General features: G+C 67.1%; 21 protein-coding genes, 1 tRNA gene and 1 pseudogene. 12 read left to right on the top strand and 11 right to left on the bottom strand.

All coding sequences use genetic code 11. From position 1 onward, the window contains the following. Positions 1-7: 7 nt before the first annotated feature. Together ACTHQV_RS00605 and ACTHQV_RS00600 are read right to left on the bottom strand one after the other, a co-directional pair. The gene (locus ACTHQV_RS00605; RefSeq protein WP_440487851.1) at positions 8-706 is read right to left on the bottom strand and encodes a cupin domain-containing protein; all 699 of its coding nucleotides are present in this window, start codon (positions 704-706) and stop codon (positions 8-10) included. Positions 707-708: 2 nt separating this feature from the next. After that, complete coding sequence (locus ACTHQV_RS00600) at positions 709-1371, bottom strand: haloacid dehalogenase type II (RefSeq protein ID WP_440487850.1); 663 nt, start codon at positions 1369-1371, stop codon at positions 709-711. 367 nt (positions 1372-1738) lie between these two features. Between ACTHQV_RS00600 and ACTHQV_RS00595 the strand changes: the two genes are divergently transcribed. From ACTHQV_RS00595 to ACTHQV_RS00565, 7 genes and pseudogenes are all read left to right on the top strand, one after another. Beyond that, positions 1739-3166, top strand: a complete 1428-nt coding sequence (locus ACTHQV_RS00595) for an aldehyde dehydrogenase family protein (protein ID WP_440488296.1) — start codon at positions 1739-1741, stop codon at positions 3164-3166. Next, entirely contained in the window at positions 3163-4311 is a 1149-nt protein-coding gene (locus ACTHQV_RS00590) for a DSD1 family PLP-dependent enzyme (RefSeq protein ID WP_440487849.1), read from the top strand. Before ACTHQV_RS00595 ends, ACTHQV_RS00590 begins: the two co-directional genes overlap by 4 nt. A gap of 1 nt (position 4312) precedes the next feature. After that, complete coding sequence (locus ACTHQV_RS00585; protein WP_440487848.1) at positions 4313-4711, top strand: RidA family protein; 399 nt, start codon at positions 4313-4315, stop codon at positions 4709-4711. 23 nt (positions 4712-4734) lie between these two features. Continuing rightward, positions 4735-5937, top strand: a complete 1203-nt coding sequence (locus tag ACTHQV_RS00580) for a DUF1624 domain-containing protein (protein ID WP_440487847.1) — start codon at positions 4735-4737, stop codon at positions 5935-5937. 33 nt (positions 5938-5970) lie between these two features. Further along, positions 5971-7296, top strand: coding sequence for an NAD(P)/FAD-dependent oxidoreductase (locus tag ACTHQV_RS00575; RefSeq protein ID WP_440487846.1), 1326 nt, complete (start codon positions 5971-5973; stop codon positions 7294-7296). A gap of 92 nt (positions 7297-7388) precedes the next feature. Beyond that, a pseudogene (locus ACTHQV_RS00570) lies at positions 7389-9094 on the top strand (Hsp70 family protein). Next, positions 9091-10596: a hypothetical protein gene (locus tag ACTHQV_RS00565; protein WP_440487845.1), complete on the top strand. Its 1506-nt coding sequence runs from the start codon at positions 9091-9093 to the stop codon at positions 10594-10596. The pseudogene ACTHQV_RS00570 and the gene ACTHQV_RS00565 overlap by 4 nt, the downstream one beginning before the upstream one ends. A gap of 40 nt (positions 10597-10636) precedes the next feature. Here ACTHQV_RS00565 and ACTHQV_RS00560 read toward each other — a convergent pair. The 5 genes from ACTHQV_RS00560 to ACTHQV_RS00540 all read right to left on the bottom strand — a co-directional run bounded on the left by ACTHQV_RS00560 (position 10637) and on the right by ACTHQV_RS00540 (position 15245). Continuing rightward, a tRNA-Leu gene (locus tag ACTHQV_RS00560) sits at positions 10637-10723 on the bottom strand. A gap of 85 nt (positions 10724-10808) precedes the next feature. Beyond that, a complete protein-coding gene (gene holA / locus ACTHQV_RS00555) occupies positions 10809-11813 on the bottom strand; it encodes a DNA polymerase III subunit delta (protein WP_440487844.1) in 1005 nt (334 codons plus the stop codon). Next, on the bottom strand, positions 11810-12295 hold the full coding sequence (gene lptE / locus ACTHQV_RS00550) for an LPS assembly lipoprotein LptE (protein WP_440487842.1): 486 nt from the start codon (positions 12293-12295) through the stop codon (positions 11810-11812). The genes holA and lptE overlap by 4 nt, the downstream gene beginning before the upstream one ends. Continuing rightward, entirely contained in the window at positions 12292-14799 is a 2508-nt protein-coding gene (gene leuS / locus ACTHQV_RS00545; RefSeq protein ID WP_440487841.1) for a leucine--tRNA ligase, read from the bottom strand. Before leuS ends, lptE begins: the two co-directional genes overlap by 4 nt. An 11-nt stretch (positions 14800-14810) precedes the next feature. Beyond that, the gene (locus tag ACTHQV_RS00540; RefSeq protein WP_440487840.1) at positions 14811-15245 is read right to left on the bottom strand and encodes a DUF3576 domain-containing protein; all 435 of its coding nucleotides are present in this window, start codon (positions 15243-15245) and stop codon (positions 14811-14813) included. A 254-nt stretch (positions 15246-15499) separates the two neighbouring features. On the opposite strand from ACTHQV_RS00540, the gene ACTHQV_RS00535 reads away from it, so the two are divergent. After that, positions 15500-16228: a hypothetical protein gene (locus ACTHQV_RS00535; protein ID WP_440487839.1), complete on the top strand. Its 729-nt coding sequence runs from the start codon at positions 15500-15502 to the stop codon at positions 16226-16228. A 242-nt stretch (positions 16229-16470) separates the two neighbouring features. Then, a complete protein-coding gene (locus ACTHQV_RS00530; RefSeq protein ID WP_440487838.1) occupies positions 16471-17580 on the top strand; it encodes an ABC transporter ATP-binding protein in 1110 nt (369 codons plus the stop codon). Here the strand turns inward: ACTHQV_RS00530 and ACTHQV_RS00525 are convergent. From ACTHQV_RS00525 to ACTHQV_RS00515, 3 genes are read right to left on the bottom strand one after another with little or no spacing between them, the layout of a single operon-like run. Then, on the bottom strand, positions 17541-18392 hold the full coding sequence (locus tag ACTHQV_RS00525) for a carbohydrate ABC transporter permease (protein WP_440487837.1): 852 nt from the start codon (positions 18390-18392) through the stop codon (positions 17541-17543). The two genes, ACTHQV_RS00530 and ACTHQV_RS00525, sit on opposite strands and share 40 nt — an antisense overlap. Further along, positions 18383-19264 (bottom strand): carbohydrate ABC transporter permease, encoded by an 882-nt coding sequence (locus tag ACTHQV_RS00520; protein WP_440487835.1) that lies wholly within the window; start codon positions 19262-19264, stop codon positions 18383-18385. The genes ACTHQV_RS00525 and ACTHQV_RS00520 overlap by 10 nt, the downstream gene beginning before the upstream one ends. Next, positions 19261-20484, bottom strand: coding sequence for an extracellular solute-binding protein (locus tag ACTHQV_RS00515; RefSeq protein ID WP_440487834.1), 1224 nt, complete (start codon positions 20482-20484; stop codon positions 19261-19263). Before ACTHQV_RS00515 ends, ACTHQV_RS00520 begins: the two co-directional genes overlap by 4 nt. A 221-nt stretch (positions 20485-20705) precedes the next feature. Here ACTHQV_RS00515 and ACTHQV_RS00510 point away from each other — a divergent pair, with 221 nt between their 5' ends. After that, complete coding sequence (locus tag ACTHQV_RS00510; protein ID WP_440487833.1) at positions 20706-23588, top strand: TonB-dependent receptor plug domain-containing protein; 2883 nt, start codon at positions 20706-20708, stop codon at positions 23586-23588. Between the two features lie 53 nt (positions 23589-23641). Beyond that, entirely contained in the window at positions 23642-24400 is a 759-nt protein-coding gene (locus ACTHQV_RS00505; RefSeq protein ID WP_440487832.1) for a glycosyltransferase family 2 protein, read from the top strand. Here the strand turns inward: ACTHQV_RS00505 and ACTHQV_RS00500 are convergent. Continuing rightward, positions 24346-25014, bottom strand: coding sequence for a DUF1826 domain-containing protein (locus ACTHQV_RS00500; RefSeq protein WP_440487830.1), 669 nt, complete (start codon positions 25012-25014; stop codon positions 24346-24348). The two genes, ACTHQV_RS00505 and ACTHQV_RS00500, sit on opposite strands and share 55 nt — an antisense overlap. Positions 25015-25093: 79 nt before the next feature. Between ACTHQV_RS00500 and ACTHQV_RS00495 the strand changes: the two genes are divergently transcribed. Next, on the top strand, positions 25094-25426 hold the full coding sequence (locus ACTHQV_RS00495; protein ID WP_440487829.1) for a hypothetical protein: 333 nt from the start codon (positions 25094-25096) through the stop codon (positions 25424-25426). The last annotated feature ends 27 nt before the right edge of the window (positions 25427-25453 follow it).

Raw genomic sequence — 25453 nt, 5'->3', positions numbered from 1 at the left:
CGTCGGATCAAGCCACCGCCGGCCGCCAGATCGCATAGACCTTCTTCACCTGTTCGCGGCTGTCCCACGAACACGTTGCGCCATGTTCGACCAGAAAGATGTCGCCGGTCGCGAAGGTGGCGCTGGCACCGGCCTCGTCGACGAAGGTGACGCTGCCTTCGAGCAGATGCATCAGCTCATGATGGCGATAGCGCATCGCGACGCGGTGATAGGGTGTCGAATCCCACGTCCCGCAGATGAACACGCCGTCGTTCGACAAATAGTCGGTATAGTTGCGACACGACGGCGTCGGCCCGACCAGCAGCTCGGCGAGCGGCGGGTTGGACGGGGTCAGCGCCGCATCCTCGTCGATCGGCACTATCGTATCGGTGGCGGGCGTTTCGATCGCATAGCGCATCGCCAGCGCGCGGGTGGCCGGTGCCGCCTGCCAGTCGAACGCGACGCCGGACGGGATGACCGCGCTGCGCCCGGCGACCAGCGTCGTCGTGCCGATGCGCAGCGATCCTTCGACCACGATCACGAATTCGTCGCCCGGCAGCCCGGCGACCGAGCCCGCCCCGCCATCAAGCACCACCAAGTCGACGCTGCACGGCCCGTCCGCGAGCGGCAATGCCGCCCGCGCCGTGCTATAGTCGCCTGTGGCGGGCGCCTGTGCCATATCGGCAAAGGCGCGCAGGTCGACGAACGAACGGACCCTGCTCGCCACGCTCACAGCCCGACCAGCCCCGGCAAGCCGGCGATGCTCGGGATTTCGTTGACCTGATAATAGGCGTTGAGCGGTTCGTGGCCGCGATTGACGAACGCCTTGTCCTTGATGCCCATGTCATAGGCGGTCATCAGGTCGTAGCGGAAGCTGGACGAGACGTGGAGCACGTCCTCGGGTCCGCAGCCGAGCTGGTCGAACATATATTCGAACGCCTGCATCCGCGGCTTGTACGCCTGCGCCTCCTCGGCGGTGTAGACGGCGTGGAACGGCGCCTCCAGCTTTTCGACATTGGGCGGGATCAGGTCGACCATCGAATTCGACAGGATGACCAGCGGATATTCGGCTGCGACGCGCTTGAGCGGTTCGACGACGTCGGGGTGCGGGCCCCAGGTCGGCACGGCGGCATAGACGTCGGCCGTATCGCTGTCGCGATATTCGATGTTCCAGCGCTTGCAGGTCCGGCGCAGCGCGCCCTCCACTACGTCGCGATACGGCTTCCATGCGCCGAGCACTTCGTCGAGGCGATAGGCGGAGAAGTCGTCGGTGAAGCGCTGCAGATCGGCTTCGGCGACGCGATCGGCGTAGATGCGGCGGGCGACCGGCGCCATCTCGAAATAGATCAGCGTGCCATAGCAATCGAACGTGATATATTTAGGACGAAGCACGTCGGCCCCCTTTTGCAAAGCCAGTGAAGAACGGTCGCGATATTGGCGGCGACAGTGCGGCAGAATTGCTTGTTTTGCCCGACCGGATGCCGCGAAGCGAACGACGTTGCCGATCGTCCGGCATAAAATGCCGAGCCTGTACGCTGCCGGCGTCGGGCAGGAGCGCAATCCATGGGCATCGCTGCGGCAGAAAATCGCGTGACACGAGCGGATATGGCTGGCGATGCCGCCTGCCCGCTGTCGGAATGCCGTTTTGCGCACCGTTTTCGAAAGCGTCTGCCGCGGACTTGCTCCTAGAGTCGCGGATATGAGACGGCCTCTGGTCCTGCCGCCCGCACCGGGCGACGGACAACTGGACGGGATGGACATGACGGGCGACAGGTCGGGACAATTCTACATCGATGGCGGCTGGTGCTATCCGGTCGGCGACGCGCCGCGCATCGCCGTGATCGATCCGGCGACCGAGACGCAGATCGGCACGATCGCCGCCGGCTCGGCCGCCGATGTCGACCGGGCGGTGGCGGCGGCACTGCGGGCGTTCGATGCCTTTGCAGTATTGCCCGTCGCGGAGCGGATCGCACTGCTGGAGCGGATCGCGACGCTGATGGAGGAACGCGCCGAGGCTTTCGTGCAGGCGATCGCGCTGGAAATGGGCGCGGCGATCGGCTTTGCCCGCGCGTCGCAGGTGCCCTTTGCCATCGGCCATGTCCGCGCGCAGATCGACGTGCTGCGCACCTATCGGTTCGAACGCCCGGATGACGGCTTTACGGTCGTCAAGGAAGCGATCGGCGTGTGCGCGCTCATCACGCCATGGAACTGGCCGCTGTACCAGATCATGGCAAAGGTCGCGCCGGCCATCGCCGCCGGTTGCCCGGTGGTGCTGAAACCTAGCGAGTTGTCACCCTACAGCGCGCTGCTGTTCGCCGAGGTGGTGCACGATGCCGGGCTGCCGGCGGGCGTGTTCAATCTGGTCAACGGCACCGGCGAAGCGGTCGGGGCGGCGCTGTCGGCACATCCCGATGTCGCGATGATCTCGATCACCGGATCGACCCGTGCGGGCGTGCTGGTGGCGCAGGCGGCGGCGGTGACCGTCAAGCGTGTGGTGCAGGAACTGGGCGGCAAGTCGCCCAACCTGTTCCTCGACGATGCCGATTTCGCCGCCGCCGTGCCGCGTGCCGTCATGGCCGGCATGCGCAACGTCGGCCAGTCGTGCAGCGCGCCGACACGGATACTGATCCCCGCCGCCCGGCTGGCCGAGGTCGAGGCATTGGCCGCGCAGGCGGCCAGCGAGTGGCGCGTCGGCCCGCCGACCGACGAAGCGACGACGATGGGCCCGATCGCCAACGCCGCGCAGTACGCGCGCGTGCAGGCGATGATCGAGGCGGGCATGGCCGAGGGGGCGACGCTGGTCTGCGGCGGTCCCGGCCGCCCCGCCGATCTCAATCGCGGCTATTATGTCCGTCCGACGATCTTTTCGGGGGTGACCCGGACCATGCGGATCGCGCGTGAGGAGATTTTCGGGCCGGTGCTGTGCATCCTGCCCTATGCCGACGAAGCGGACGCCGTCGCGCTGGCCAACGACACCGTCTATGGCCTGGGCGCGCATGTCCAGTCGGGCGATCCGGCGCGGGCACAGGCGGTCGCGCGGCGCATCCGCGCGGGACAGGTCCATATCAATTCGCCGAAATGGACCGCGCACGCGCCGTTCGGCGGCTACAAGCAATCGGGCAATGGCCGCGAATATGGCGTCCATGGCTTCGAGGAATATCTGGAAACGAAGGCGATCCTGGCATGAGCAGCGAACCGGCAACGCTGGCATCGGTAGAAACGCCGTGCCTCATCCTCGATGCCGACCGGATGGACCGCAACATCGCCCGGTTGCGCGCGCATCTGGCGCCGCTGGGGGTGACGCTGCGCCCACATCTGAAGACCGGCAAGTCGGTCGAGGTCGCCCAGCGGCTGATGGACGGCCCAGAGGGACCGGCGACGGTATCGACGCTGAAGGAGGCCGAGCAGTTCGCCGATGCGGGCGTGCGCGACCTGATCTATGCGGTCGGGATCCCGCCTGACAAGCTGCCCCGCGTGCTGGCGCTGCGGGCGCGCGGCGTCGATATCGCGGTGGTGCTCGACACCGTCGAACAGGCACAGGCGGTGGCGGCGGCGTCGCGCGCGGCGGGCACCGCCATCCCGGCGCTGATCGAGATCGACTGCGACGGCCACCGTTCGGGCGTGCTGCCAGGCGACCGCGACGCGCTGCTGGCGATCGGTCGGGCGCTGGTCGAAGGTGGCGAGCTGCGCGGGGTGATGACCCATGCCGGCGGCAGCTATGCCGCACGCACCCCGGACGAACTGCGCCGCTATGCCGAGGTCGAGCGCAAGAGCGTGGTCGATGCGGCGACGACGCTCAAGGATGCCGGTCTGCCGTGTCCGGTGGTCAGCGTCGGATCGACCCCCACCGCACATTTCGCCACCGATCTGACCGGCGTGACCGAGGTGCGCGCGGGCGTGTTCGTGTTCTTCGATCTGGTCATGCACGGCATCGGCGTATGCGCGATTGACGATATCGCGCTGTCGGTGCTGGGCACGGTGATCGGTTTCCAGAAGGAAAAGGGCTGGATCCTGATCGATGCCGGCTGGATGGCGATGTCGCGCGACCGCGGCACCGCTAGGCAGCCGGTCGATCAGGGCTATGGCATGGTCTGCGCCCCGGACGGCACGCCCTACCCCGACCTGATCCTCGCCGATGCCAATCAGGAACATGGCATCATCACCGTGCGCCCGGGATCGGACGGCACGCTGCCGCCGCTCGCCATCGGCGACCGGGTGCGGGTGCTGCCCAACCATGCCTGTTCGACCGGCGCGCAGCATCCCGCCTATCATGTCGTTCATGGCGCCGATCCGGCGATTGCGGCGACCTGGTCGCGCTTCGGGGGGTGGTGAAATGACGGATGTGACGATCCGTCCGGTGCTGACTGCCGACGCCCCCGCCCCCGCCGGCCATTATGCGCAGGCAGTGCGTGCGGGCGATCACCTGTACATCTCCGGCCAGCTGCCGATCCGCGCGGACGGGTCGAAGCTCGACGACCTGCCGTTCGAGGCACAGGCGGCGCAGGCGATCGACAATATGTTGGCGATCCTGACCGCCGCCGGGGGCAGCCCCGCCAACCTCGCGCGCGTCACCGCCTATATCGTCGGCGTCGACAACTGGCCGCGCTTTAACGGCATCTATGCCGAAAAATTGGGGCAGGCACGTCCGGCGCGTACCGTCGTGCCGGTGCCCGAACTGCATTACGGCTTTCTGGTCGAAATCGACGCGGTCGCGCTGCTACCGCGCGACTGACCCTTTCATCGGTGGAGTTTCCCATGGCGAGCATCCCGACCGACCGCGCCTTTTCCGGGCGAACCGCCCCGCTCCCGGCGGCGGCGAAGCCCGTGGCCGCGGCGCGGCTCATCAGCATCGATGCGCTGCGCGGCTTCGTGATGGTGCTGATGCTGCTCGACCATGTGCGCGAGGGCTTTTTCCTGTGGGTGCCGATCGGCGATCCGGTCGATGCGCTGACGGTTTCGCCCGACAGTTTCTTCAGCCGCCTGACCAGCCAGATCTGCGCACCCGTCTTCGTCGCGCTGACCGGTCTCGGCGCCTATCTCTATGCGCAGAAGCACAGCAAGGCGGAGACGACCGCCTTCCTGCTCAAGCGCGGCCTGTTCCTCGTCCTGCTCGAACTGACCGTCGTCAATTTCCAGTGGCGCGCGGAATTCCCGCCGACGATCGTCTATCTGCAGGTCATCTGGGCGATCGGGCTCAGCATGATCGTGCTCGCCGGGCTGATCCGCCTTCCGCATGCCGCTATCGCCGCGATCGGCGTGGCGATCGTCGCCGGGCACAATCTGTTCGATCCGATCGTGCTGCCGCCCGAACATCCCTTCTACGCTCTTTGGTCGCTGCTGCACGAACGCGGCACGATCACGCTCGGCGGCCTGCCGATCCGGTTCAGCTATCCTTTGCTGCCGTGGATCGGGGTCATCTGTCTCGGCTGGACGATCGGACCATGGTTCGCGCGGGTGGACGTCGCCACGCGGCAGCGGCGGCTGGTGCTGACCGGCCTCGCCATGCTCGCCGGCTTCGTCGTGCTGCGCCTTGCCAATGTCTATGGCGACACGCCGTGGTTCGTGGTGCCGGGATCGCCGCTACGCACGGTGATGAGCTTCCTCGCGCTCACCAAATATCCGCCGTCGCTGCTCTATGTGCTGGCGACGCTCGGCTTCGGCCTGCTGCTGCTCGCGCTGTTCGATCGGATCGCCGATGCGCGGGTCACCGGCTGGCTGGCGGTGCTGGGCGGTGCGCCGATGTTCTTCTATCTGCTTCACCTTTATGTGCTGCGCACCCTGTACCTGATCGCGCTGTCGATCTGGGGCGCGAACCATGGCGAGGTGTTCGGCCTGCCCTCACTCGGCTGGATCTGGCTGATGTGGCTGGCGCTGATCGTGCCGCTCTATATCCCCACGCGCTGGTTCTCGAACCTGAAGAAGCGCCGCAAGGACATTCGCTGGCTCAAATATCTCTGAGCGCCCTGCCCCGATCGATTGGAGCCTTTCCGCATGCCCGCACCGCTGACGTTGGTCGATTCGACCCCCGATCTGCCCGAAACCGCCGATGTCGTGGTCATCGGCGGGGGCATCATCGGCAGCTTCACCGCTTATTATCTCGCCAAACGCGGGCTGAAGGTCGCGCTCGTCGAAAAGGGGCGGATCGGCGCCGAACAATCGAGCCGCAACTGGGGCTGGTGCCGCCAACAGAACCGCGACGCACGCGAACTGCCGATGGCGACCAAGGCGCTCGACCTGTGGGAACAGTTCGCCGCCGATACCGGCGAGGATACCGGGTTCAGCCGCTGCGGCCTGTTGTATCTGAGCGATAACGAGGCCGAGATCGCCGGCTGGGCGCGCTGGCGCGACTTCGCGAAGACCGCCGGGGTCACCACCAACATGCTGTCCGCCGCCGAAGCGACCGAACGCGGCCGGTTCAGCAACAAGGGCTGGAAGGGCGGCGTCTTCTCCCCCACTGACGGCACCGCCGACCCGTCAAAGGCCGCACCCGCCGTCGCCCGCGCGATCCTGGCGCTGGGCGGTACGGTGCATCAGGATTGCGCGGTACGCGGGCTGGAGACCGAGGGCGGTAGGCTGTCGGGCGTCGTTACCGAGAAAGGCGTGATCCGCACGAAAATTGCGGTGCTCTCAGCCGGCGCCTGGGCGTCTTCCTTCTGCTACCAATATGGCATCCGCTTCCCGCAAGCGACGATCCGCCAGACCGTGATGTCGGTCGGGCCGGGCGAGGAAATCTTCCCGCCGGCGATGCACAGCGAATTCATCTCGATGACCAAGCGCGGCGACGGCGGCTATACCCTGTCGATCAGCGGCAGCGGCAAGGTTGATCCGACGCCGCAATTCCTGCGCTTTTCGACCCAGTTCCTGCCGATGTTCCTACGGCGCTGGCGCAAGCTGTCGCCCGGCGGGCTGGAAGGCGTGCAGTCGGGCCATGAGACGGTGAAGCGTTGGAAGCTCGACCGGCCAACGCCGATGGAACGGATGCGCATCCTCGACCCGACCCCCGACGCGGCGGCGGTCAAGCGCACCCATGCCCGCGCACTCGCCCTGATGCCCAAAATGGCCGAGCGGGCGGTGACCGGCGCCTGGGCCGGCTATGTCGACAGCACCCCCGATGGCGTCCCCGGCATCGGCGAGATGGCGAGCCTGCCGGGTCTCGTCCTTGCTTCGGGGTTCAGCGGCCATGGCTTCGGCATCGGGCCGGGCGCGGGGCATCTGATCGCCGATATCGTCAGCGGCGCCGAACCGATCGTCGACCCCAAACCCTATCATCCCGACCGGTTCGAACAGTCGGCATGGGGCAAGGTCGCCGAATTCTGATCGCACCGATCGTCCCAAGGGAGGATCGCCCCCCCGTTGCCTGACGAAGCCGACGCGCTACACCCTGTCGGCGTATACCAAGGGGGACAGGCATGATCGTCGGCATCGATCTGGGGACGACCAACAGCGCGTGCGCGATCTGGCGGGGCGATGCGCCGGTGATGGTCCCCAATGCGCTGGGCGATTACCTGACCCCGTCCGCCGTCAGCATCGGCGACGACGATGCGGTGCTGGTCGGGCAGGCGGCGCGCGACCGGATGGCGACCCATCCCGACCGCACCGTCACCAGTTTCAAGCGGCGCATCGGCACGCGCGAAACGGTGAAGCTGGCCCGGCGCGACTTTGATGCCGAGGCGCTGTCGGCACTGGTCCTCGCCAGCCTGAAGCGCGATGCCGAGGCGTTTACCGGCGAAACGGTCACCGAAGCGGTCGTGACCGTCCCTGCCTATTTCAACGATCGTCAGCGCAAGGCGACGCGGCGAGCGGGCGAACTGGCCGGGCTGCCGATCCGGCGGCTCATCAACGAACCGACCGCCGCCGCGCTCGCGTTCGGCATCGCCGACCGGGCCGATCACGAACCGTTCCTCGTCTTCGACCTGGGGGGCGGAACGTTCGACGTGTCGATCGTCGAGATGTTCGACGGGGTGATCGAGGTGCGCGCTTCGGCCGGCGACAACCGGCTGGGTGGCGACGATTTCAACGACTGCCTGATCGCGCTGGCCCGCACGACGCTCGATCCGCAGGGGTTGCTGGCGAAGCTGCCGCCCGACCGCGCCACCGGCCTGTTGACGCAAGCCGCCGAACGCTGCCGCCGGGCGCTGAGCGAGCAGGACGGCGCCGACTTCAGCGTCACTATCGGCGATACCGCGCTGACCGTGCCGGTGAGCGCCAGTGCGTTCGAGGAAGCCGCCGGCGGCCTGCTTCAGCGCATCCGCGAACCCGTACTGCGCTCGTTGCGCGACAGCAACATCGCCGCTGCCACCCTGTCCGAAGTCGTGCTGGTCGGGGGGCCACGCGGATGCCGATCGTGCGCCGCGCGGTCACGCGGATGTTCGGGCGGTTTCCAGCGACCACCGTCCATCCCGATCATGCAGTGGCGATGGGCGCGGCGGTACAGGCCGGGCTGCTAGCGCGCGATGCCGGGTTGGACGAAATCCGGCTGACCGATGTCTGCCCGTTCACACTGGGCGTCGATACCAGCGAACCCGACGGGCGCGGCGGGTTTCGCACCGGGCTGTTCTCGCCGATCATCGAACGCAATTCGGCGGTGCCGATCAGCCGCGTCTCGACCTTCTCGACGCTGTCGAACCAGCAGAGCAAGGTGCAGTTCGGCGTGTATCAGGGCGAGGCGCGCGACGTATCGGGCAACGTCAAGCTGGGCGAGATCACCGTGCCCGTCCCCCCGCGCCGCGCGGGTGAGGTCACGGTTGAATGCCGGTTCAGCTACGACACGTCGGGGCTGCTCGAAATCGACGTCAGCGTGCCGGAGACCGGGCTGACCCGCAACCTGGTGATCGTCGACGACGAGGACGCACCCGACCCCGCCGAACTGGCGAAGCGTCGCGCCGCGCTGGCGGCGCTGAAGGTCCATCCGCGCGACGATGCAGTCAACGCGGCGATGCTGGCACGGGCGCGGCGGGCGTATGAATCCTTCCTCGGCGATACCCGCGCCGCGATCGGCCATATGCTCGGCCAGTTCGAAACCGCGCTGGCGACGCAGGACGACCGCATCATCGCCCAGGCCCGCGAGGCGTTCGGCGCGGCGCTCGACCAGATCGAAGGCGAGCGCTTCCTGTGAGGCATGGCATCTGGGCGACGCTCGACATCGACCCGACGACCGACCGCAGCGCCATCCGCAAGGCCTATGCCGCCCGGCTGAAGGCGATGGATGTCGACGCCGATCCGGTCGGCTTCGCGGCACTGCGGGCGGCGCGGGATGCGGCGTTGGCGGGCGTGGAGGCCGACGTGGAGCCGGCGTTCGATCCGGCGCCCGCGCCGCCCGAACCGGTAAAGTTGGAGCCCGACCCGGAGATCGCCGCCTTTCACGATGCGATCAACGGACATTTCCACGCGTTCGAAGCCTTGCTGTTCCCCGGCCACGCCGCGCCGCCGACGCCGGAGGAACTGGCGGCGATCGAGCATCACGGGCTGGCGCTGCTTGCCGATCCCCGGCTCGAACAGGTCGATTTCGCCGCGAGTGCCGAACGCTGGTTCGCCGAGACGTTGTCGGCCGGCATCCCTCGCTCCGACCCGTTGCTCGAGCCGGCGGCGGCGACGTTCGGATGGATCGACCGCCGCGACGATTACGCGCTGTCGGCGGAAGCGCGGGCGATCGTCGAACGCATCGGGGCGATCCGTTTCACGAAACTGGTCGCCGATCCCGCGCACCGGCTGCACCGCGCCTGGGTCGAACTCAATCGCAGCGACGATCGCCGAGCGCCGCTGTGGAACCCGAACGGACCGCGCAAGGAAATCCTGTCGCTGATCCGCGATCGTTTTCCAATGGTCGAAAGCTGGCTGGAGCCGCGGCGAGTGGCGGATGTCGACAGCGCCACCAGCACCTTTACCGGCTGGTCGGTGTGGCTCGTCATCTTCGTGATCGTGGCCGGGCTACGCATCGCCTTTTCTTATAGCCCTCAGCCCAATATTCTTCCCGACCAGCCACCCCGGATCAACTACGTCGCCGAACCCAACCAGATCGCTCGCGACCTGACCGGTATGGGCCTTATGCAGGTCAGGGCGGTCAATCCGGGTCTCGCCGACGCCATTCGCTCGACCAGCGACGCGATGAACATCGGGTCCGACAAGCGCCGTGCAGAAGAAGCCTTGATCGATCTGTCACAGCGGCGCCTCCGGTCGGGCCTTGCCAACGCACCCGAAGCGCTGCTGCGCGAAATCGCCCAATTCGAGATCGACGCCAAAACGGCCTTCGCCGCCACCGATCCGATCCAATGCAACGACTTCCAGTTTCCGGCGGGGGACAAGTTGCTGACCGCCGCAACCAGCGAACGACAGACCGCGCTGATCCACCGGGTCATTCTGGCATCGGATGAACGACCGACGACATTCAGCGGCCGGTTCGAAATTCCGGGTGCGATCGTCGAGGACATGTTGCGTCGTAGCGGCCTGTCCGAAAACCGCCTGGTCGAGGCGCTGTCGAACAAGGGCGAACATGCCGACATATGCCGCATGGAAATTGCATTGCGGGAAGCGGCGCTGACCGAAGGGAAGGCCGGTATGAAGTTGCTACGCGCGATGCAACCGAAGGTCAGTCCGGCAACGCCGAACCCATCGAACTGATTGGAAGGTAACTCTCCCCCCGGCCACTGCCGGGGGAGAATGGTGCGGTCGAGAAGACTCGAACTTCCACGGCCTTTCGGCCACAACGACCTCAACGTTGCGCGTCTACCAGTTCCGCCACGACCGCACGTGAACACCTTGGGGCTGGCCCCTTGGCTGGCAGGAGCGTGCCCCTAGCAGCGCCATCCCGGTCGTGCAAATGCTTTTATGGATTATTGGCCGCGCGCCGCCGCGCGGGCGATGGCGATCGCCTCGGCGGCGGTCATCACCTCGCCCAGACCGCTGCCCGACAGCGCCGCGCGCTCGGCATCGCGGACGCGTTCGAGCGCGCGGGCGAGCCGGGCCGCGTCCCAGCGGCGCAGCGCGGTCGCGGTCGCTGCCTGTTCCTTGAAGAACACGCGGTGGCGCTCCATCACCCGGTCGACGCTCTCGCCGTCGTCGATCTCCGCACGCATTTCGGCGAGCGACAACAGCCGCCGGGCGACCGCGCGCAGCACCGGAATCGCGCCGCCGGGCATTTCGGGCAAGGCCGCTGCCGCTGCGTCGCCGGCGATCATCGCGCTGACGATCCCACCCAGTTCGGCATCGGCGATCGAGGCACCGATCGCGTCGAACGCCTCGCCATCGGCATCGCGCAGCCGGTCGGGTGCGGCGTCGAGGTATAGCGCCAGCTTCTCGATCTCGCTGGCCAGCACCGCCCGGTCGCCCGCCGTCACCGCCGCCAGCCGGTCGGGTACGTCGCCCAGCAGCCGCAGCCCCTGATCGCGCGCCATCGTCACGGCCAGCTTCGCCGCCTGCGCCGCATCGGGCACGTAGCAGGCGACCGCCACGGCGTTGAGCGACGCGGTGACCAGCTTCACCAGCTTCGAAGTGCCCTTGACCGTCGGGGCGATCGCGGCGACCGGATTGCCGGCACGTTCGGCGGCGAGCAGCAGCGTCACTGCCTCGACCGATTCCTCGCCCATGCCCGTGACACGGATGCAGCGGGCGTCGCCGAACAGCGACATCGATGCGGCTTCGTCCGCGAGCAGGCCGGGACGCGCCTTCAGCATGGCGCCGTCCATGTCGACACGCTCGGCCCCCTCGCCCACCCCTTTCGCCAGTCGCGCGGCCAATGCCAGCGCGCCTGCCGTGTCCGGTCCATGGAACAGGTAGAGCCGGATATCGGGGCCGGGCCGGTCGAGCTTGGCCGCGACCTGCTCGGGGCGGAGCTTCACGAACCTGACTTGGGCAGGGTAATGGCGATCCGCGTCACGATCTGGTCGGCGACGATCAGCGACAGCCGTTCGAGCGCGGTGCGCTCGGCGGCGATCGTCGCATATTCGGAACGGACCACGTCGATCCCGGCATCCGATCCGGCGGTCGCGTCGAGCGTCACCGCACCATTGGCAAGGTCGATCAGTTGATAGCGCGCGCGCAACGTCCGCCGCTCGCGCGTGATCGAATCGTCGCGCCGCACGCCCAGACCGGTAATGTCGTCGTCGAGCTTGATCTCGAGCCGGTAACGCGCCGGCCCCTCGGCGCGCAGACGGTCGCGGAGCGCATTGGCGACCAGCCAGCCATTCTGCCCGGCGATCGGTGCGACTTCGACCCCCGACAGCGTCTGACGCACCACGCCGCCTTCGCCGCCGACATAGAGCGGGCGCAGGCCGCACCCGCCCAGCAGCAACGCGGCGGCGAGGACGGCGGCGCGGATCATGCGACGATGTTCACGAGCCGGTCGGGCACGACGATGACCTTGCGCGGAGCCTTGCCCTCCAGCGCGCGGACGATCTTCTCGCTCGCCAACGCCGCCGCTTCGGCGTCTTCCTTGGCAATGCCCTTGGGCAGGACGATCGTGTCGCGCAGCTTGCCGTTGACCTGCACCGCGATCGTCGCCTCAGCCTCGACCAGCATCGCCGGATCGACCACCGGCCATGGCGCATCGGCGATCAACCCGCTGCGGCCAAGCTGCGACCAGGCTTCTTCCGCCAGATGAGGGATCATCGGGCTAACCAGCAGCAGCAGCGCGTCCATATCGGCATCCGACATGCCCTTCGCCTTCTCCGCTTCGCCCAGCAGCGTGTAGAGCTTGGCCACCGCCTTGTTGAACTGAAGCGCGGTGATGTCGTCGGCGACGCCGGCGATGGTGCGGTGGACGGCGCGAGTCAGTGCTTCCGGGCTGGTGCCCCCCGCCTGATGGCCCGCAACCAGTTTCCACACCCGCTTGACGAAGCGTTCGGCGCCCTCGATCCCGGCCTCGCTCCACGGCAGGTCGCGTTCGGGCGGGCTGTCGGACAGCATGAACCAGCGCGCAGCATCGGCGCCGTAGCGATCGAGAATCGGTTCGGGATCGACCGTATTCTTCTTCGACTTCGACATTTTCTCGATGCGGCCGACGGTGACGAGTTCATTCGTCCCCTTCACGAAGCGGGTGCCTTCACCGATCTCGGTTTCGTCAGGCGCCAGCCAGCGGCCGTCCGCCGACTTGTACGTCTCGTGGGTGACCATGCCTTGCGTGAACAGCCCCGCGAACGGCTCCTTCAGGTCGATCAACCCGACATGGTTGAGCGCCCGCGTCCAGAAGCGGGCGTAGAGCAGATGCAGGATCGCGTGCTCGACCCCGCCGATATATTGCCCGACCGGCAGCCAGCTTTCCGCGACGGCGCGGTCGAACGGTTTGTCGTCGGGCTGGCTGGCGAAGCGGATGAAGTACCACGACGAATCGACGAAGGTGTCGAGCGTGTCGGTCTCGCGCCGCGCCGGAGCGCCGCACGAGGGGCAATCGACATGCTTCCACGTCGGATGGCGGTCGAGCGGATTGCCGGGAATGTCGAACGACACGTCCTCGGGCAGCTTGACCGGCAAGTCCGAGGTCGGCACGGGCACCACGCCGCACGCGTCGCAATGGACGATCGGGATCGGCGTGCCCCAGTAACGCTGGCGGCTCACCCCCCAGTCGCGCAGACGCCAGACGGTCGTGCCCTTGCCCCAGCCACCCGCCTCCGCACGGTCGATCACCGCGCGCTTGGCAGCGGCAACATCGAGGTCGTTCAGGAAGTCGGAATTCACCAAACGGCCCGGACCGGTATAGGCTTCGGTCCCTTCGAATACCGGATCGGTATTCTCGCCATCGGCAACGACGCGGCGGACCTGCAATCCGTATTTCCGCGCGAAATCAAGGTCGCGCTGGTCATGCGCCGGCACGCCCATCACCGCGCCGGTGCCGTAATCCATCAGCACGAAATTGGCGATATAGACCGGCAGTTCGATCGAGACATCGAACGGATGCTGCATCCGATAACCGGTGTCGAACCCCAGCTTTTCGGCGGTTTCCAGCTCGGCGGCGGTGGTCCCGCCCTGCTTGCACAGCTCGATGAACGCAGCGGCTTCGGCGTTGCCCTCGGCAAGCGCCCGCGCGATCGGATGATCGGCGGCGATCGCCACGAAGCTCGCACCGAAGATCGTGTCGGGCCGGGTCGAATAGACTTCGATCGACTGGTCGAACGGTGCGACCGGTGCGAAGGCGAATTGCAGCCCTTCCGACTTGCCGATCCAGTTTTCCTGCATCAGTCGGACCTTGTCAGGCCACTGGTCGAGCGTTCCCAACCCGGCGAGCAGATCGTCGGCGAAGTCGGTGATCTTGAGGAACCACTGGCTCAACTTGCGCTTCTCGACCAGCGCGCCCGACCGCCAGCCGCGCCCGTCGATCACCTGTTCGTTGGCCAGCACGGTCATGTCGACCGGGTCCCAGTTGACCGCCGACTCCTTGCGATAGACCAGCCCGCCCTTCAGCAGTTCGAGGAACAGCGCCTGCTCATGGCCATAATATTCGGGATCGCAGGTCGCGAACTCGCGGCTCCAATCGAAGGCGAGGCCGAGCCGCTTCAACTGCGCCTTCATCGCCGCGATATTGGCATAGGTCCACTGGCCCGGATGGACCTTCTTCTCCATCGCCGCATTTTCGGCGGGCATGCCGAACGCGTCCCACCCCATTGGGTGGAGCACTTCATGACCGGTCATCCGCAGGAACCGGGCGAGCACGTCGCCCATCGTATAGTTGCGGACATGGCCCATATGGATGCGCCCCGATGGATAGGGGAACATCTCGAGGACATAGCGCTTCGGCTTGGTCGACGCATCGTCGGCGACGAAGGTGCGGGCATCGTCCCATGCCGCCTGCCAGCGTGCATCGGCCTCGGCGGGCGAGAAACGGGGGGTCATCGACGCGTCGCTCAGCCCGCAACCGCCCCGCGGCGCAGGTCGCGCGCCCGCGTCAGGATGATGTCTTCCAGCTTCTGCACCGTTGCCGCCTCGACCGGCGCCTCGACCCACTGGCCGCCGCGATTGATCTGGCGCAGCGCCGCGACGCGCAGTGCATCGGCGCGCAAGTCCTGGTCGAGGATCGTGACCGTCACCTTGGTCCGCTCGGTCGGCGTCGCCGGATTGACGTACCAGTCGGTGACGATGACGCCGCCGTTCGAATCGGTCTGGGTCAGCGGCATGAACGACAGCGTGTCGAGGCTGGCGCGCCACAGATAGCTGTTGACGCCGATCGTCGTGACCTTCGACGCGGCGAGGTCGCCGGCGACGCGCCCCTTGCCGCCGCTGCACGCGGCCATCGGCAGGGCAAAAGTTGCCAGCAACGCGATCAGCAGCGGGCGGTTCATGAGCGGTTCCTTGACTACAGGCCATTAAGGCAGTTCGCGCCGCTTCTATAGGAGGTGGCGCGGACGCGGCAAGCGGGTTGGTGATCGGGCGCGGAACCGGGCGAACGCGATCGATTGCGGCCCCGAATTGATGCAGGTTCGAGTCTGGTCGGACAAATATGTGGGTTCGATGCAACAGGTCGCCGGAAAGCGACCGGAGCCGGTGGTGCCGCGCAACCGAATCGTGGTAGCGCCATTGGCGGGGAGTGAGTGACATGATGACGGGCAGCAGGATCTGGACTGGCATAGGATTGGGGGCGATCATCGCCGCCGGTCTCGGTGCGTCCCCTGCGCTGTTCGCGCAGGAACAACGCGCACCGCGCGTCCTGAAGCGGCTCAATCCCGAATCGATGCCGCTGGTCGCTTTCGGTTCGTTCACCCCGGCCTCGGCCGATCCGCGGCTCGCCGCCGCGCTGTCGCGCACCGCGCTCAACGCGCCAGGTTTTCAGTTCACGCCGTCCGAAGGGGCGGTGATCGGCAACCGTTCGGTCAAGGTCGCGGTGCGCAGCCGCACGATCCAGCCGAACCGCCTGCCCGATCGCGTCGCCGCGGCGGCGCCGGTACAGACGCTCAATCCGGTCGCCTATAATCTTGGCATGTCGGTCGGCTGGAAGCGGCTGGCGGTGTCGGGCGACATGACCCGTCTCGACCTTGCCGGGCAGCCGGGCAGCCGCGAACAGATGGGCGTCGGCGTCAGCTATTCGGGCCGCAAGTTCACCGGCCGCGTCGGCGCGAGCAGCGATCGTCCGCTCGCCGATCAGCCTGCGCTGATCGCCGATCCGTCGGGCTATTCGCTCGACATGGGCGGATCGTACAAGCTGACCCGCAACCTCGATGTCACCGCCGGTGTCCGCTACCGCTCGGAGCGCGAACGCATGCTACGCATCGCCCCCGACCGCCGCGACAGCCAAGCGATCTATGTGGGAACGGCGTTCCGCTTCTAAGCTAATTTAAGCTCCTCCCCGCCTGCGGGGAGGGGACCATGCGCAGCATGGTGGAGGGGGGCGTCGGCAAACGATGCCGTGGCGACAGGGGCACGCCCCCTCCACCAGCTTCGCTGGTCCCCCTCCCCGTGCCGGGGAGGATTCTGCCCGCCCCATGCCGGGACTTTCCAACCGCCGCTACCGCACCAATCGTTGCACCGCCCGCCGATGCGCGTAAGCCATTGCGATACATGGGAGACGACATGGCGGCGGTCGACATTGCAGGACTTGGCAAGCGCTTCGGCGAAACGATCGCTCTGTCCCCCAGCGATCTGCAAATCGCCGATGGCGAATTCGTCGTGCTGGTGGGCCCATCGGGCTGCGGCAAATCGACGCTGCTGCGGATGATCGCCGGGCTTGAGAGTGCCAGCGAAGGTCGCATCCTGATCGGCGGGCGCGACGTCACCGACGTGCCGCCTGCCGAACGCGGCGTAGCGATGGTGTTCCAGTCCTATGCCCTCTACCCGCATCTGACCGTCGCGGGGAACATCGCCTTTCCGCTGAAGGTCGCCGGCCTGCTCAAGCGCGAGATTGCCGAGCGCGTGGCCGAAGCGGCGGCGATGCTCGATCTGACCGACCTGCTCGACCGTCGCCCGCGCGCGCTGTCGGGAGGTCAGCGGCAGCGCGTGTCGATCGCCCGCGCGATCGTCCGCCGGCCGCAGGTGCTGTTGCTCGACGAACCGCTCTCCAATCTCGACACGTCGCTGCGCGCGCGGATGCGGCACGAATTCGCACGCCTGCATCAACAACTTGGCGCGACAATGATCTATGTGACGCACGACCAGCTCGAGGCGATGACGCTCGCCAACCGCATCGTCGTGATGAGTGCGGGGCGGATCGAACAGGTCGGCGCCCCGATCGACGTCTATCGCCGCCCGGCCAGCATCGCCGTCGCCGCCGCGATCGGATCGCCGGGCATGAACCTGTTGCCGGCAATGCTGGCGGCGGTGACGCCGACCGGCACGACGCTGCGCCTGTCCGACGGCGCGTTGGTCACGACCGCGGCACAGGCGAGCGTCGACGATGTCGGTACCGCCGTGACGCTGGGCGTCCGGCCCGAACATCTGGTCCCCGACGAAGACGGTCCGTTCGCCGGCGCAGTCGAGCTGTTCGAACGGCTGGGGCCGCTGTCGTTCGCGCATCTGGGTGCGCGCGGCGATGTCGACACGATCGTCGCCCAGCTGCCCGGCGACCGGTCGGTGACGCTGGGCGAGGTACTGCATTTCTCGATCGCGCCACACGACGCGCATGTCTTCGCCGCCGATGGCCGCGCCTATCCCTTGACCCCGCCGCCGAGCAGCCCGGTCAGATAATAGCGCTGCAACAGCAGGAAGATCAGCAGCACCGGCATCGTCGTCACCACCGATGCCGCCATCATCAATTCGCCGTCGGCAGCATGTTCGCGGGCGATCGCCGCGACCGCTACCGGCAGGGTGTAGCGCTGCTGGTCGGCAAGGATCACCAGCGGCCACATGAAGTCGTTCCAGCTGGCGAGGAAGGTGAACAGCGCCAGCGTCACCACCACCGGCGTCAGCAGCGGCAGGACGATCGTGCGGAAGATGCGCATTTCGCTGGCCCCGTCCATCCGCGCCGCATCGATCAGTTCGTCGGGGATGGCCAGCGTCGCCTGTCGCACGAACAGCACGCCGAAAATCCCGGCCAGCCCCGGCAGGATCACCCCGGCATAGCTGTTGACCAGCCCCAGGTGGCGGAAGATCAGGAACAACGGCAACATCGCCACCTGCCCCGGCACGACAAGCGCGGCGATCAACAGTTTCAGCAGCCGTTCGCGACCGCGAAAGCGCAGCTTGGCAAAGGCATAGCCCGCCGGCACGGTCAGCAGCAGCCCGAACAGCGTCGCGAGCATGGCGATGCCGATGCTGTTCTTCAGCGCCGGGAGGATGCGATAATCGAACCACGCCCCATCGATCTGCCGCCGGACCAACAGTTCGTGATAATTCTCGAGCGACCAGCGCGATGGCCATAGCGGGATCGGCAACGTGCCCGATTCTCCACGCGGCATGAACGACACGATCACCATATAGACGAGCGGCGCGACCGTCAGCGCGACCAGCGCGACGACCGCGGCATTGGCGACGAGCGCGCGCAGCTTCCCTACAGCCATTCGTTGCGCCGGCCGATACGGGTCTGGACCCAGGTGATCAGCAGGATCATGACGAACAGGACGAAGGCGACCGCGCTCGCCTGTCCCAGGTTCCACCATTTGAACCCTTCCTCGAACATGAAATACAGCACCGTGATCGTGCTCTGCGCCGGTCCGCCCAGCGTCATCACATAGGGTTCGGAGAAAATCTGCAGGAACCCGGCGACGCTCATCACCGCCGCCAGCAGCAGCGTCGGCCCGATCGCCGGCAGGGTTACGTGGCGAAAGCGCAGCCACCGCCCCGCCCCGTCGAGCCGCGCCGCCTCCATCAAATCCTGCGGTACCGCCGACAGCGCGGCGGTGAACACGATCATGTTGTAGCCGAAGATCTTCCACGTCACGAAGATCAGGATAGCGGGGATCGAACTGTTCGGGTTCCCCAGCCAGTCGACGGGCGGGATGCCGATCAGCGCCAGCCCCCGATTAAGCAGGCCGAAGCGTTCGTTGAACAGGAACCGCCACACGACGGCGGTCGCGACCACGCTGGTGACATAGGGTGCGAACAGCGCGACGCGCCACAATGGCTTCCACCGCACCGTCGCGTCGTTGAGGAGCAGCGCCGCCAACAGCGACGTGCCGATCGCCATCGGCACGCCCAGCACCGCAAAGATCAGCGTATTCTTCAGCGATCGCCAGAACAGCGGCGTCGCCAGCAGTTCGACGAAATTGTCGATGCCGACGAAATGCAGATTGGCGGGATCGGCCAGCGCATAGACCGAATAGTCGGTGACCGACAGCACCAGCGCCGCGATCGTGGGGATCACCAGCACGATCAGGATGATGGTCAGCACCGGCAGGGTGAAGAGCCATGCGGCGCGCGACTGGCGGGTCATGCGATCCGCCCCGCATCGACCAGCGCGCGCCGCTTCGCCAGCAGCTGGTCGACGCGCTCGTCGAGCGCGGTCAGCGCCTGCCCGATCGTCTGCAGCCCGCGCACCACCCGTTCGGCGGCCAGCTGGATCTCGCCCTGGATGCGTTCCCATTCGACGACCGGCGGGATCGGTGCGGGTTGCGCCATCTGTTCGCGGAACGCGCGCAGCACCGGCAGCGCCAGTTGCGGCGAATCCCATGCGTCCAGTCGCGCGGGCAGATTGCCGATCATCCGCTGAAACGTCAGTTCGCTGTCGCGCGACGTCATGTGCCGGACCAGCGCCCATGCTTCGGCCGGGCGATCGGTCGTGGTCGACACGCACAGGCTGGCGCTGTCGCCCGATACCGGTCCCGGCCCGTCCGGCCCGGCCAGCCGCGCCGTCGCCCAGCGATCGGGCGGAATGTCCGCGGCGCGGCGGCGCAGGTCGAGCAGCGTCGTCGGCGAGCTCGGCCAAATCGCGAAATAGCCTTGCGCGAAGGCGGCCAGCGGGTCCTGTACCTCGGTCGATGCCGCGCGCGGAGCCAGCCCCTCGGCAAACAGATTGGCGTAATAGGCAAAGGCGGCGCGCACCGGTTCGGACCGGAAATTGCCGCGTGTCGCCTGGTCGCGCAGCATCGTCGCACCCGCCTGCGTCATCATCGTCAGCAGCGCGCCCGGCCAGTTGAGCAGCATCAGGAAGACATAGTTGTCGGGCCGCCGCCGCTTGATCGCCCGCGCCATCGTCAGCCACCCCGCCCAGTCGAGCGGCGGCGTCGCATAGCCCGCCTCACGCACGATATCGGTGCGATAATATTGGACCTGCGGCGCGACCGACCATGGCACCGCATAGTCGCGGCCATCGATGCGCAGCGCATCGCGGATACCGGGGAACAGCCCGGCGGTCAGCGCGGGCGACGGCACCGGCGCGACCGCGCGGATCATCGCGAATTCACGGATCCAGCTGTTGAACAACATCAGCACGTCGGGCAACGCCCCCCCGGCATGCGCCGTCAGCAGCTTTTCGTGCGACGCGGTGGAGGGCAGCGACTGCACCTCGACCGGAATGCCGGTGGCGGCGGTAAAGCCCGGCATCAGATGCGGGGAATAGTCGCCTTCATAGCTCATCGCCCAGACGCGCAGCGGCGCAACGCCGGTCGGTCGCGCACAGGCCCCGATCGCCAGCGCGGGCAGCATGCCGAGCATGGCCCTGCGGGTCGGCCCGCCTTGTTCGTTCCGGCTCTGCACCGCGCGACGATGCCGGATCGTGGCGCCCCGCGCCAGCGAGCCGGACCCTAAACACCGGTAGAAACGGCACTTTTCATGGTCCGCCGCGTACACAGCCGAACCCTTTCGAAACACTGACCGTTTTGCCGTTCGACCAGAAACGACGTCCACGGGGCGCGCCGGTCGGGGGAACCAAAATCATGCCGATCACCATCCGCCGTCGCCTGCTCGCCGGAGCGGCGCTGTTCGCCGCTGCGTCGGCGCACGCCCAGACCGCGCCCGAAACGCCGCCCGCAAGCGACGAGGGCAGCGAAATCGTCGTCACCGGATCGCGCATCGCCCGCCCCGATTATGCCGCGCCCAACCCGGTCGTGTCGCTGGGGGCGGAGGAACTGCGCCAGTCGGGTACCACCAATGTCACCAGCTTCCTGCAACGCGTCCCCGCGCTGACCAACTCGCTCGACAGCACGCGCACCGCCGGCCGCAACCAGGCCGATGGCGCGCTGGGACAGGTCGGGCTGAACCTGCTCGACCTGCGCGGCCTCGGCCCCAACCGGACGCTGGTGCTGGTCAATGGGCGCCGCCATGTCGCCGGACAGCCCGACACCGCCGCCGTCGACATCAACGCGATCCCGACCGACCTGATCGAACGGGTCGACGTGCTGACCGGCGCCGCCTCCGCCATCTATGGCGCCGATGGCGTGTCGGGCGTCGTCAATTTCGTACTGCGTCGCGATTTCGACGGGATCGCCGCGCGCGCACAGGCGGGCATTTCGGAGCGCGGCGATGCCGGCAACCGCTTTGCCTCGGTGATCGCCGGGCGCAACTTCGCCGACGGGCGCGGCAACCTGACCCTCGCCTATGAATATAATGCCGACGATCCACTGGCGAACGACGATCGCGACTATCTGACCCTCGCCCAGCGGCAATATTTCGTAAATCTCGACGGCTACGACCCGACCCGCGCGGGCAGCTACAAGATCGGCCCGGTCACCGACCTGCGCTATCCCTATGGATCGAACCAGGGCTATGTCGTGATCGGCGATCAGGTGTTTCGCGGCGATGGCGCACTCTATACCCCCGGCCGGTTCCTGCAGAATGACGGCTATTCGATCGGCGGCGACGATACGCCGGTCGCAGGCTATATCGGCGACATCCTGCCGCGCACCGAACGCCACGCCGTCAACGCGCTCGCCCATTTTGATGTTTCCGACGCGTTCAAGCTGTCGGTGGAGGGCAAGTTCGTCCAGAGCGAGGTGACCAGCTTCAGCGGCTATGGCGGCAATTATCCGGCGACCATCGCGCTCGACAATCCGTTCATCCCGACATCGATCCTGACCGCGGCGCGCGCCGCCGGCCTCACCTCGGTCGATATCAGCCGCAACAATTTCGACATTCCCCGCCGTGGCGAGCGCGACCGGCGGCGGACGTGGCGCGGCGTCGTCGATATCAGCGGGCGGCTGACCGAGCATGCCAGCTACGACGTCTCCTACACCTATGGCCGCACCGATGTGCGCGCGACCAAGCTCAACGACCGGCTCAACACCCAATTCCTGAACGCGCTGGATGCGGTACGCGACGGCAGCGGCGCGATCGTCTGCCGTTCGGCCGAGGCGCGAGCGGCGGGGTGCGTGCCGGTCAACACCTTTGGCGGCAACACCGTCGATGGCCGCTCGTTCGGCTATTATCTGAGCAACCCGGTCAGCAACGCGCGCATCGAACAACATGTCGCGACCGCATCGCTGACCGGCGATTTCGGCCAGTTCTTCGAACTGCCCGGCGGCCCGGTCGCCTTTGCCGCCGGTGGCGAATATCGCCGCGAATCGAGCCGCTTCCGCCCGGCACAGGCGCTGATCGACAACGCCTTCTACCAATATGACGAATATATCATCCCGACCCCGTCCGACGGCAGCTTCGACGTCTGGGAAGCATTTGGCGAGGTCAATGCCCCGCTGTTGAAGGAGGTCCCCTTCGCGCATCTGCTGTCGGTGGGGGCCGCCGGGCGGTGGTCGGATTATTCGACGATCGGATCGACCCGCGCCTATCAGTTCAACGCGATCTATGCGCCGATCGCGGCGATCAGCATCCGGGGATCCTATGGTCGATCGGTGCGCGCGCCCAATATCGGCGAGATCTTCCGCCCGCAGACCGGCACCAGCAATTTCTTCTCCGACCCCTGCTATGTCGCCAATCGCAGCCTCGGCACGTCGTTCCGCGCCGAGAATTGCCGGACGCTGATCGCCGCCGCCGGTGGCGATTTCGCGAACTTCACCGCCGCCAACAATCCCGATGCGACGATCTTCATTCCGGGCACGCAGGAGGGCAATCGCAATTTGCGCCCCGAAGTCGCGCGCACCTGGACCGCCGGCCTCGTCCTGCGTCCCGATTTCGTGCCGGGCCTGTCGATCGCGCTCGACTGGTACGACATCGATCTGCGCGATGCGATCAATACCCCCGACGCCAATACCATCGCGCAACTGTGCGTCGATCAGCCGAACCTCGACAATGCCTATTGCGGGTCGATCACCCGCCGCGCCGGCAGCGGCTTCATCAACGGCTTCATCGTCCAGCCGCAAAACGTCGCCGCCTTCCGCACCGCGGGCGCCGAACTGAACCTGACCTATCGCTTCTCGACCGCATCGGCGGGTGATTTCGACCTGCGGCTGGTCGGCGGCTATCTTGACCGGCTCGAACAGGTGGCGACGCCGGGCGCGGTGACCGAGAACAATGTCGATCAACCCTTCCGCCCGCGCTACACGCTGGCCTTCTCGCCGACGTGGAACAGCGGCGTGTTGACGCTCAGCTATAATCTGCGCTGGCAGAACGGCGTCCGCCGCTTCGCCCGGATCGATACCGACAGCAACCCTAGCCTCGTCGACCCGCGCTATTTTCTGTACAAGGAATTGTGGAGCCACGACGTTCAGGCGCAGGTCGCGGTCAACGACGATTTCTCCTTCTATGGCGGCGTCAACAATCTGGGCGACCAGCGACCCGATATCGGGTTCGAGACCAACGTGCCGATCTCGCCGGTCGGGCGGTATTTCTATGCAGGTGCCAGGCTGCGGTACGGCGGCGGGCGATGAGCGGGTACGGTTCCGGCGCTTGATCGTGGGCGCGGTTCTGGCATGGGGCGGGAATGCTGCAATCCGCCGATCCGTTCGTCGCGTCGTACGACGTCGTCATCCCGTGCCATAACCGCGCGCACGTCGTCGCCGATGCGGTGGCGAGCGTGCTGGCGCAGGTGCCGGCACCCGAGCGGGTGATCGTGGTCGATGACGGGTCGAGCGACGACAGCGCCGCCGTCATCCGCGCCCTCGCCGCCGCCGACCCGCGCGTCGTCGCGATGATCCTGCCGCGCAATGTCGGCGCGTCGCAGGCGCGCAACAGCGGCGCGGCGGTCGCCACCGCCGATTGGATCGCGTTTCTCGACAGCGACGATGTCTGGCTGCCCGGTGCGGCACGGGCGTTGCTCGGGAAGGCGACCAGCACCGCCAACGACATCATCGTGGGCCATTTCGCGCGGGTAGAGGGCGATGCGGATCCGACCGATCCCGAATGCGGTTGGGACGGCGACTGCATCCGCTCCGGGCTGGCCAGCGGAGGCGTGATCGGGCCGAGCTGGTCGGTGGTCCGCCGCGCGATGGTGGAACGGGTCGGCGGGTTCGATCCCAGCTTCCACAATTGCAACGACTGGGATTTCTACACCCGCGCCGGGGCGGCCGGGGCGCGCTTCGCCCGGATCGATGCCTGTGTCGCGCAATATCGCGCGGTGGCGGGCAGCCGCCTCGTCAACGACACGGCGATCGGCGAGCGCAATGCCCGCCGCGTGCTGGCGCACCCCTATCTCGCCGGCTTCGCGCCCGTCGCAGCGGAACCGATCGCCGCCGCCGGCTGATCGGTGCGCGCCGGGTCGATCACCAGCACCAGCCGCCGGGTACCCGTGCCGGCGATCGGCGGCGAGCGGTGGACGATCGGCGTGTCGGACCGGTCGTGCCCCTTGAACAGCGCGACGTCGCCGGTCGGGATCGAACGGATCGTCGTCGGCTCGACCCCTGCCGCGAGCGCCATGGCATCGTCGTTCGCCAGCCACTGCGTTCCCGGCCCGGCATAAGTGCAGATCAGCCGCACCGCGACATAATCGGCGTGGAAGCGGCGACACGCATCGGTCTCGACCACCTCCAGCCGGATCGCCACCCGGTCGAGCGCCAGCAGCGCCGCGAAGCGCGCGGCGAGGTCGGCGATATCGTGCCCGAGCAGCGCCGCCAGCGCATCGTCATAGCCCGCCGCTATCAGTGCGTCCGGTATCGCCGAGCGTGCTCCAGCCGGGACGATGAGCGCAACATCTGCCACTGCGTCGAGATCACCCGAGTCGACCACCGGAGCATCGTCGCGCTGCCAGATGGCGAGGTTGACTGGTTCGGCGAGGATGGCGTCGATCCCCTGCCCGTCTGCTGTCGTACAGGCATGGGCGGGTGGCGCGGACCGTCTGCGTTCGAACGTTTGTAGCATGTGAAATGTGATAACATATCTTTCCTGATCGTCCAGTCCTGTGATGACTTTCCCTCGCGGATACGATAGTATCGGGCTCGTGCTGACCCGAGCTTGGTCCTTGTTGCTGATCCTGTTGCTGTCGTCGCTGGTGCTGGCGACCACGGTGCATGCGCGCGAATCGGCCGGGCCGGCGACCGTCGAATGTTCGGGTCCGGTCCATGACGATGCCGACACCGCCCCCGATGGCGGCGACAGCGACAAGGCGGCGCTGCACCACCACGGCAACTGCCATGCCGGTACCTTCAGCATGCCGCAGCGGGGGGCGCTGACGCTGTTGTCGCCAGCGATGGCCAATCCGGCCACGCTGGCGCAGGATCGTGGGCAACGATCGCGCGGCATCGATCCGGGGCTGCGACCGCCTGCCGCCTGACGAACGCCGCCGGCCGGTTCCGACCGG

This window comes from Sphingomonas sp. SAFR-052 (genome assembly GCF_051965015.1).
In the GTDB taxonomy this organism is placed as follows: domain Bacteria; phylum Pseudomonadota; class Alphaproteobacteria; order Sphingomonadales; family Sphingomonadaceae; genus Sphingomonas.
This window is presented reverse-complemented; position numbering and strand designations above follow the sequence as displayed.

Bases quoted from the DNA above. Each gene is read 5' to 3' on its own strand.
- ACTHQV_RS00580 (WP_440487847.1), top strand. From the start codon at position 4,735: ATGGCGAGCATCCCGACCGACCGCGCCTTTTCCGGGCGAACCGCCCCG.
- ACTHQV_RS00505 (WP_440487832.1), top strand. From the start codon at position 23,642: ATGCTGCAATCCGCCGATCCGTTCGTCGCGTCGTACGACGTCGTCATC.
- ACTHQV_RS00590 (WP_440487849.1), top strand. From the start codon at position 3,163: ATGAGCAGCGAACCGGCAACGCTGGCATCGGTAGAAACGCCGTGCCTC.
- ACTHQV_RS00575 (WP_440487846.1), top strand. From the start codon at position 5,971: ATGCCCGCACCGCTGACGTTGGTCGATTCGACCCCCGATCTGCCCGAA.
- ACTHQV_RS00585 (WP_440487848.1), top strand. From the start codon at position 4,313: ATGACGGATGTGACGATCCGTCCGGTGCTGACTGCCGACGCCCCCGCC.
- ACTHQV_RS00535 (WP_440487839.1), top strand. From the start codon at position 15,500: ATGATGACGGGCAGCAGGATCTGGACTGGCATAGGATTGGGGGCGATC.
- leuS (WP_440487841.1), bottom strand. From the start codon at position 14,799: ATGACCCCCCGTTTCTCGCCCGCCGAGGCCGATGCACGCTGGCAGGCG.
- ACTHQV_RS00595 (WP_440488296.1), top strand. From the start codon at position 1,739: ATGACGGGCGACAGGTCGGGACAATTCTACATCGATGGCGGCTGGTGC.
- lptE (WP_440487842.1), bottom strand. From the start codon at position 12,295: ATGATCCGCGCCGCCGTCCTCGCCGCCGCGTTGCTGCTGGGCGGGTGC.
- ACTHQV_RS00520 (WP_440487835.1), bottom strand. From the start codon at position 19,264: ATGACCCGCCAGTCGCGCGCCGCATGGCTCTTCACCCTGCCGGTGCTG.
- ACTHQV_RS00510 (WP_440487833.1), top strand. From the start codon at position 20,706: ATGCCGATCACCATCCGCCGTCGCCTGCTCGCCGGAGCGGCGCTGTTC.
- ACTHQV_RS00530 (WP_440487838.1), top strand. From the start codon at position 16,471: ATGGCGGCGGTCGACATTGCAGGACTTGGCAAGCGCTTCGGCGAAACG.
- ACTHQV_RS00500 (WP_440487830.1), bottom strand. From the start codon at position 25,014: ATGCTACAAACGTTCGAACGCAGACGGTCCGCGCCACCCGCCCATGCC.
- ACTHQV_RS00525 (WP_440487837.1), bottom strand. From the start codon at position 18,392: ATGGCTGTAGGGAAGCTGCGCGCGCTCGTCGCCAATGCCGCGGTCGTC.
- ACTHQV_RS00540 (WP_440487840.1), bottom strand. From the start codon at position 15,245: ATGAACCGCCCGCTGCTGATCGCGTTGCTGGCAACTTTTGCCCTGCCG.
- ACTHQV_RS00515 (WP_440487834.1), bottom strand. From the start codon at position 20,484: ATGCTCGGCATGCTGCCCGCGCTGGCGATCGGGGCCTGTGCGCGACCG.